Source organism: uncultured Campylobacter sp., from assembly GCF_938031315.1.
Classification (GTDB): Bacteria; Campylobacterota; Campylobacteria; order Campylobacterales; family Campylobacteraceae; genus Campylobacter_B.
In genome coordinates, this window is record NZ_CALHHT010000149.1 from 1 (window position 1) to 7467 (window position 7467).

Annotated in this window: 9 protein-coding genes and 1 pseudogene; 1 reads left to right on the plus strand and 9 read right to left on the minus strand. The window is 45.2% G+C overall.

Going from position 1 to position 7467, the window contains the following annotated elements:
* The 9 genes and pseudogenes from Q0236_RS04025 to Q0236_RS04065 form a co-directional block, all read right to left on the minus strand.
* Positions 1–294 (minus strand): annotated as a pseudogene (locus Q0236_RS04025) (phage head morphogenesis protein); the annotation flags it as partial.
* Positions 287–1639, minus strand: a complete 1353-nt coding sequence (locus Q0236_RS04030; protein ID WP_297915369.1) for a DUF935 family protein — start codon at positions 1637–1639, stop codon at positions 287–289. The pseudogene Q0236_RS04025 and the gene Q0236_RS04030, both read right to left, overlap by 8 nt.
* Positions 1636–3279 carry a phage terminase large subunit gene (gene terL / locus Q0236_RS04035; protein WP_297915371.1) on the minus strand — a complete coding sequence of 548 codons (1644 nt, stop codon included), beginning with the start codon at positions 3277–3279 and terminating at the stop codon, positions 1636–1638. The genes Q0236_RS04030 and terL overlap by 4 nt, the downstream gene beginning before the upstream one ends.
* A gap of 8 nt (positions 3280–3287) precedes the next feature.
* Positions 3288–3770: a DUF1804 family protein gene (locus tag Q0236_RS04040; RefSeq protein WP_297893911.1), complete on the minus strand. Its 483-nt coding sequence runs from the start codon at positions 3768–3770 to the stop codon at positions 3288–3290.
* Positions 3763–4158 carry a phage protein Gp36 family protein gene (locus Q0236_RS04045; RefSeq protein WP_297915373.1) on the minus strand — a complete coding sequence of 132 codons (396 nt, stop codon included), beginning with the start codon at positions 4156–4158 and terminating at the stop codon, positions 3763–3765. The genes Q0236_RS04040 and Q0236_RS04045 overlap by 8 nt, the downstream gene beginning before the upstream one ends.
* 130 nt (positions 4159–4288) lie before the next feature.
* Positions 4289–5260: a major capsid protein gene (locus Q0236_RS04050; RefSeq protein WP_297915375.1), complete on the minus strand. Its 972-nt coding sequence runs from the start codon at positions 5258–5260 to the stop codon at positions 4289–4291.
* A 12-nt stretch (positions 5261–5272) separates the two neighbouring features.
* Entirely contained in the window at positions 5273–5599 is a 327-nt protein-coding gene (locus Q0236_RS04055; RefSeq protein WP_297893903.1) for a hypothetical protein, read from the minus strand.
* Between the two features lie 2 nt (positions 5600–5601).
* Entirely contained in the window at positions 5602–6435 is an 834-nt protein-coding gene (locus Q0236_RS04060; RefSeq protein WP_297915377.1) for a phage protease, read from the minus strand.
* A 38-nt stretch (positions 6436–6473) separates the two neighbouring features.
* Positions 6474–6917, minus strand: a complete 444-nt coding sequence (locus Q0236_RS04065; RefSeq protein WP_297915379.1) for a hypothetical protein — start codon at positions 6915–6917, stop codon at positions 6474–6476.
* 191 nt (positions 6918–7108) lie between these two features.
* Here Q0236_RS04065 and Q0236_RS04070 point away from each other — a divergent pair.
* Positions 7109–7467: lysozyme (locus Q0236_RS04070; RefSeq protein WP_297915382.1), on the plus strand; the 359-nt coding region annotated here is incomplete at its 3' end.

Consider the following 7467-nt stretch of genomic DNA (forward strand, 5'->3'; position numbering starts at 1 on the left):
CTCGCCGCTTTTAGGATCTTTGACCTTGATCCTACCGAGCCAGCCCTTTTTGGCTAGTATAGGCTTTACGCTTTGCTTCCACTCCTCAAACGAGATTCCATTTTTAAAAGCTTGAGCGAGCGAGTTTTGCATATCTTTTAGAAGATCTAAATCGGTCATCTTTGCGATCGTAAACGTTTTTTTATGCGCATCGTGCATGATCTCATCATAATCAAAATGGATCTCAGCGTTTTTGCCTTGCAGATACTCATATACCGCCGTAGGCTCTTTTTGAAAGCTAAAGCCGCTATTCATCCGTATATCCGATCATCTCTGCGTTTGCGATAGCTCGAAACATATATTTTTCAAGCTCATCAAACGGCAGATCGTAAAGCTCATAAAGCCTATCAAACGCCTGCTCGTAGGTTTCGCTTTGCGCGATCAATTCATTTAATGTAGCCTCTATCTCGCCGTCATCGATTTTTAATTCGCTGCTAGCCTTTTCGAAGCGATCTATCGGCTTATTTGCGTTCTTTAAAACCCGTTTATTCGCCTTTAAATCACTACTTAAACGCTCTTTAATAGCCTTTTCGTCCAGCTCTATATTGTAGATCTTCGTGATGTATTTTGCGGTCGGCACAAAGCCCATATCAAATAGCGTCTTATCCCTGCTTGCACGCTCCGCGTTCGGGGCGTCCTCGTCGTAAATTTTCGCTTCGATTTCACCTTTATAGTTATTGATCTCCTTAAAAAAGTCGATCGTCTTATTCATCACGAACCCTAAAATTTTGCCGTCGTTTGCGGCAAGATCCTCTCTGATTTCGTTGTGCGTTTTTGCCGCGGCGTAGCTACCCTCTTTGATGTCGCTCGTCAAATTTGCGCCTAAAATCGCCTTGCTGATTTGATTGTCTAGGTACGTCGGAAGCCTCGTAAAATCTACGTTTGAGCTTGGCTGAATCAGCGTAAGCTCCTCTTCGGTATCGATGACTGCGCTGTCGCCGCTAAGCATAGCCTGTACTTCGTTTGCTAGCTCGTCCGGATCGAAGCTTGTTTTTGCAACCGCCCAGGGCGAGCCGAAACGCTCCAAAAACCTAAACCAAAATTTTAAGCTCGCATTTTTCATCTTGACGGGGAAATAGAGCTTTTTAATAAGCCCGTCACCGTATGTTTTTCTAAAATTTGCGCGATTGAGCGCGTAAATAACTTTAAGCGGCGGGATCTCTTGTTCGCTTCCGCCGGCTACAAATACAAACTCACCCGCATCGTTAAATTTAAACTGCCGAAAATCCCTCTGCACGAGACGCGGGTAAATTAATCCGTCTTTTTCTTTGTAGTTGATTTCAAAGACATTGAGCCCGTAAAGATAGGTCTCGAGAATTTGACTGACGATATCCGGGTTAAAAATGGCTTTGAAATTTTTAACGATCTCCTCATCATCGCAAATGATTTGGATCTCTTTTTTCTCGGTGACGGATTTACGACTGACGTCGCACTGCGTAACCGTAAGATCTGTTAGGATCATATCCATATCGCTATCGCTTATGCTGGAAACGCCGGTGTTGATTATCAGATCGATCAGCGTGCTGTTTTGGGCCACAACTGCCGTTTTTTTACGCTGCGGTTGCTCGGTTTTATTCTTAAAAAGTTTCTCAAATATCATCTACTGCGCCTTTTTATCTTTCTTTTGAGTTTTGTAAGCTCGTATGCTCCCGCCAAAGAGTCGGGTGCGTCGTCGTGCTTGCCTTCCGGGTATTCGCAAAGCTGCTCTATAAGCAAGCTTTGGCTTTGATGGAATACTATCTCTCCGTCATCGATCGGCACCTCGAGTTCCTCTATCCTCTGCCCCTTAGCGGCCGTATTATTCACTCCCTTTAGCGGCAGCTTCGCACCCACCTCAAAGGCCTTCTCTCTGATCCATTGCCTAAAAAACTCCTGCCCGCCGTTGCTTTCGATCGCGCACATTCTTGGACGATATATCCCGTTTAGGCGAAGGATCTCTTTGATCGTTTTCTTGCTCTTCATGACCTCTACAATGCTTTCGGCTACGTAAATTTTAGCTTCTATCTTGCTGACGCCCAGCACCGTAATAGCCGTATAGTCGCTCTTTTTCTTTTCGCCCGCAGGATCAATATACATAACGAAATAATCGCATCTCGGAAGCTCGCGATAAAAATGCATAGCCTCTTTTGTAAAGATTTGAGCTTCGTTTCGCGGATCGTTTTGCTGCTCTTTGTTAAATGATTTTAGGTTTTCAGCGCGCTTTTGCATGAGCTTTAGGATTGGTAGTGCATCAGGCCAAAGCACCTGCGAGCCCTCGTCCATCTGCTTTTTATGCCGCATATAAAACTCGTCGCTGGAGTCCTTTGAGATATTGCGATACAGCTCGCTCCATTGCTCCCATAGATCCATTCGCCTTGGGAAATTTATCACGGACTGATATTTTTTGGCGTTCCAAAATTTCAGTTTCAGCTTTCGCGCCAGCACGCTGTCGGCATGCAGTATGGTACCGATGTAAAGTACATCTAAGCTTCCGTCGACGCTGCCTAAATTAAGCACCGCCTCATCGAGCCACTCCTCGAGCTTGTCTCTTTGCTCTTTGCTACGTACGTTTGTGTCGTTCTCCAAATCGTCAAGGACGACCAGATCGGGGCGGTAAACGCCGAATTTTACGCCGCGCAGCCTCTTTCCGGAGCCGAATGCTTTGAGCTTCACGCCGTTTTTGGATACGAACTCGCCTATCTTCCAATTCTTGCTTGCGCCGCAGACATGCGGGAAGTCCATTTTTAAATTTGCGTTGTCTTCAAGCTCTGCCTTTATAGCCTCCAAACACCCCTCCACCAACTCCACGGCGTCCGAAATTTCCACTATAAAGCGCTTCTTTGCAAAACAAATACACCAAAGCGGAAAGAGCTGCGAGCAATACGTGGTTTTTGCATGCCCGCGCGGCGCGGCTCGAACATATTTGTCGCCGCTTGCGTTTTGCGTCATAGCTTCAAAAATTTGTGCTAGATCCTCGTGAAGCGCACAAGAGCTATCGATGCTAAAATAGTGCGGAAAATAGGTTTTTGCGAAATATAGAAAATCGTGCTCGGCGCGCTTTAGTCTAGCGGCTCTATCTTTGGGGGATAGTGGGCTATTTAGATGAATCTGCTCTTTTAGCTCGCCGCTAAGCTCCTCCAGCCAGTCGTAGAAGTCTTTGCGCGTCAGCTTGCTAAGCTCGGGTTCTACGGCGCCGGCTTGTTTGTGCGCTTCTCTGCTGTCTTCCAAAAAGCTATCTAGCTCATCTCTTGAAAAAAGCATACATCATCCTAAACGTCAAGCTCTTCGATGGCTTTGACAAATTTCTCGCTCTCGATGAGCTCGACGAGTTTTTTGATACACTCTTTGTTCTCGTCGTCTTTAAATTTATCTACTACTAGCATAATGACCTTTTTAGCGATGCTTAGGCGGTATGCCGCCGGATTTTCGTAGCTTGCTACTTTGGTCATCTTGACGAAACTGTCGCCTATTTTTGAAAGCGCCTCGGCCTTTTTGCCCGCGGGCAGTTCGCTCTCTCTGATATCTTTGACCGCCAGGCGCATCTCTTCGATGAAATTTTGATAGATATTTTGTTTCTCTTCGCCGCCGCGGTTCAGATAGCTCGCGGTTTTGAGCTCATCCCAATTACTGCCGGCTTTGTAGTTCTTAATCGTCTTTACGTTTTTATTTAAAATTTCAGCTATTCGCTCAACGCTAAAGCCCTTCAGATATAACTCTCGTGCTAAATCTTTGATATTTGGTTTCTCAGCCATTTAGGTCCTTTAGATCCATTCGTTTTTCGTAGTGTCTGAATGCCCTTGAAGCAAGCCTCGGCGTATCATCTTTCTTCTCATCGGTCGGAATTTTACCCGCAGCCATTTTCAAAAGCAGCCCCTCGATCTTTTCGATCTGCTCGGCTAGAATGTCTTTCGGAAAGTTGTTGCGCTTTTTTAACTCGATTATCGTGAGATCAACGCAGATATCTTTTAGAAGCTTGGTGGGATTGGCCGGGATCCTTATAAACGATGCGATGAATGCTAGCGCATCGTTTAGGCTATCGTCTATGATGCTTTGATTTATGCTGCCGCTTCCCTCAAAATCGCTAAGCTCCAGCAGCTCTTTGTGCGAAACTTCTTCAAGTAGATCATCGTTTGTTATCATTGGGCTTTATCCTTAAATCTTTTAAGCCTTTTAACGCGCATTAAAAGCATGTTAAAACGTTTAAAACATTTTTTACGTGTGTTCGGTCGTTTTTAATTTAAAAGGGCTTAGAGCCCTTTTAAATTGATTTTTATGCAAATTCAAGCTCAACGATCGCATCAAGCCTATTGCAAACGGGAATCGGTCTACTTTCGCTCACGATGCCCCAGCCTGCACCTTTATCAAGCACTTCCGGAGCCGCCGCAAAGAATTTAGTAGGAGCCTTGCCGATAGCTGCGGTATGATTAGCCCTGGTGTAAATCACTTCGAACATATTGCTGTCAAGCGGTACGACTACCCCTTTTTTGCCGCTCATATAACGCGTAGGCTTGCCCTTGGTATTGTCATAGGTCGCATCGTAAGGCATAAAGGTTTTGCCGAAAAGCTCGAGCGTCAATACGTTGTTTTTATCGGTGATTTTTGCTGAATTTGACTTGAGAAGCTCCTCTTTTTCTACAAGGGCAAGCAGTTCCGCATAAAGCTCTCTGGTTACCAATGCTATATACGGCTTCGCGGCCCCCAATACGTCGACTTGAGCGGCCTCTATGTCGTTGAGCAGCGTCATTAGCTTCGTAGTGCTTCCGATCGTGATCTTTTTGCGGTTTGCGGTCAAAGAAAGAAGCACGTTACCTTTGCCGTCCATTACCTTGCCGAATATGGCTCCTGCCGCCATATACTCAAGCGTATTGGTAACGTTGCTTTTTTGCTTCGCAAGCTTTTTACCGATAGCCGCCGAAAGGGACTTCAATTGCTCTTTTTGGGTATTGAGCGTTTTCAGCAAATTCATCTCGCTTGCCGGAAGCGTATCGTATTGCGGAAAGCGAGGAAGCGGCACGGATACTATCGTTTGATCCGGGTTTTTCGTCACCAAATGCTCGCCGTTTTCGCTGACGCTCTCAAGGATTACGCCCGCACCTTTTTCGATGATGATATTGTGCGAATTTGAAAGCGTCGGCGTCCATGTTTTAAAAAATGTGTCCATAATAAAGCTTTGGTCCGCTTTGACCTGATTGACGATCTCGGTCATCGCATCAACTGTGAAGTATTTTAAAAGTTCGTCCATTGTCTTCTCTCCTTATCTCACTACTATTTTTTGCTTAAATAGCGCGGTTTTTAGCTCTGCGGCTACATCCGCAAGCTTAACTTCGCCGAGTACCAGCACGTCGGCATTCCCGGTAGCTTCTACGCCATCGCAGAGCACGCCGAATACCGCAGCGGCATTTGCGATAGTAGCGGTTTGGTTGTCGCTTGTTACCGCAGCGAAGCTTTCGCCGCCATTAATGCTAAATAGTACGGCTCCGCACTCCAAAGCTTTGGTGGTCTCCACTTTCGCGTTGACGCCGAGTATTTTGTTTACGACTATGTCTCCGATGGTATTTGGTTTCTTTCCTTCGTTTGGCATTTTCATTCTCCTAATGCAAATTTAACGACGTCGATGTCGTTTTGGGGTTGGTTTTTATTGGCAAACAGATCGTTCTTTGGCAAGTCTGTTTTTTGAGGCGGCGTAACGCCCTTTAAGAACTCTTTAAAGCCGTTTAAATCGGTCTTTGCATAGCTTAGCGCCCACTGCTTTTGTCCCTCGGGAAGCTTATTTGCAATGATGGCACCCTCTACCGCACTCTCCGCAAGCTGCTCGCTTAGCGCTGCAACCTCGCTCCTGCTTGTCTCAAGCTCCGCTTTTAAAGCGGTGATTTGCGCGTCGTATTGCGCTTTTAGCGCAGCGACATCCGCACCATTTTTTTCGTTTTCAGGCATATTTTTCTCCTTTGCCATAAAATTTTTATTTGCTCTTATCTCTTCAAGCTCATCAAGAAACGGCGTATTTGTTAACGCGACGCTTTCGATCTCGCAGCCTATCCACGCTCCCGTCTTTTTGTCGACCGCTTCAAAATTGAATACCGGGCTTAGATATCTGTATTCGCCGTTTTTGATGTATTCTTTCGCTTTTGCGGTCCAACTCGCCATTCCATAAAGCTTGCCGTCTCTTATATGCATCTCTTTGATCCAGCCCGCCGCAGGCGCTTCACAACCCATAAGGGTTTGATGCTCGTAGTCAATTACGAGATCTATCTTGCGAGCATCAAAATTAAGCTTCATCTTTTCTAAATCTGCGCTATCGATACGAAATACTCCGCTATAATGCCCTTTCCATTCACCCGGAACCGCTAGTAGCAACTCTACAAGATCATCGCCCGTGTTCTCGCTCTTAAGCGATATTAAATTTGCTTGAAATCTCATCTATTCCTCTTTCGATACAATCGTTACAACCTTACAACCTAGCCCTCTTTGAGCCATTCGCTTTTTTCAAGAAACTCAGTCTGAATTTCTCGCGTCAAAACATACATATACCCATAATCAGTTATGCTGTTGTGCGTCACCTTCAAGGTTTTCGGCTCAATTCGAAATTCATTATTCAGCTCGGATGTCCTGAGTTTTTTGTCTATTTTTTCGCAAAGATCGATGGCTCTATATATATTTTCTTGCCTATAGCTTTGCTGCTTGCTAGACGTTGTGCTTAAAATGTGAATGTTGAAGGTGCCTATTTTGCTCACCACGTTTTCATATCTCTCGCTCAGAAACTCTACGAATACGAAGCTATCTCCGCCTTTTATAAGCAGCTCCATTTCGTCCTTATTCTCAAGCTCACCGAGATAGGGCGAAGTGTTTTTGCAAACACCCTTAATCGTTTCGATCAACTCTTTTTCAAACTCTACAAGCATTCCATCTCCTGCTCTCGCCATTTTTCGCAACTATAGCACGGCAAATATCTCAAAATCTATCAAAATCTTTTGGCATAGTTTTTTATCAAAGGATTTTGGCACAATCCTTTGACACAGCTTTTTGATAGATTTTGAGCCGCGCAACGGCGTAATATTGCCGCAAAAGTTTTAGACGAGCAAAGGAGCGAAGAATGAGCCTAATCGCAAACATCAAAGAAAACGAAGGCTTTTGCGGTGAAATTTACGAAGATAGCAGAGGCTACAAGACTATCGGCTACGGCTTTTTAGTTTCGGCGCTAAGCAAAGACGAGCTAGCACTAAACGGCGGAAAGATAGAGCCGATGGGCCGCGCGGTGGCGGATCAAATTTTAGAATTGAAACTGCGCAAACTTCGCCCTGCAGTATTTGAAGCCTTTGCCTGGCTTAAAGACAAACCGCAAAACGTGCAGGACGTAGTGATAGAGATGTGCTATCAGATGGACGTTAACAAGGTTAAAAAATTCGTTACGACGCTTCACTACATAAGAACTAGCGAATATGAAAAGGCTAT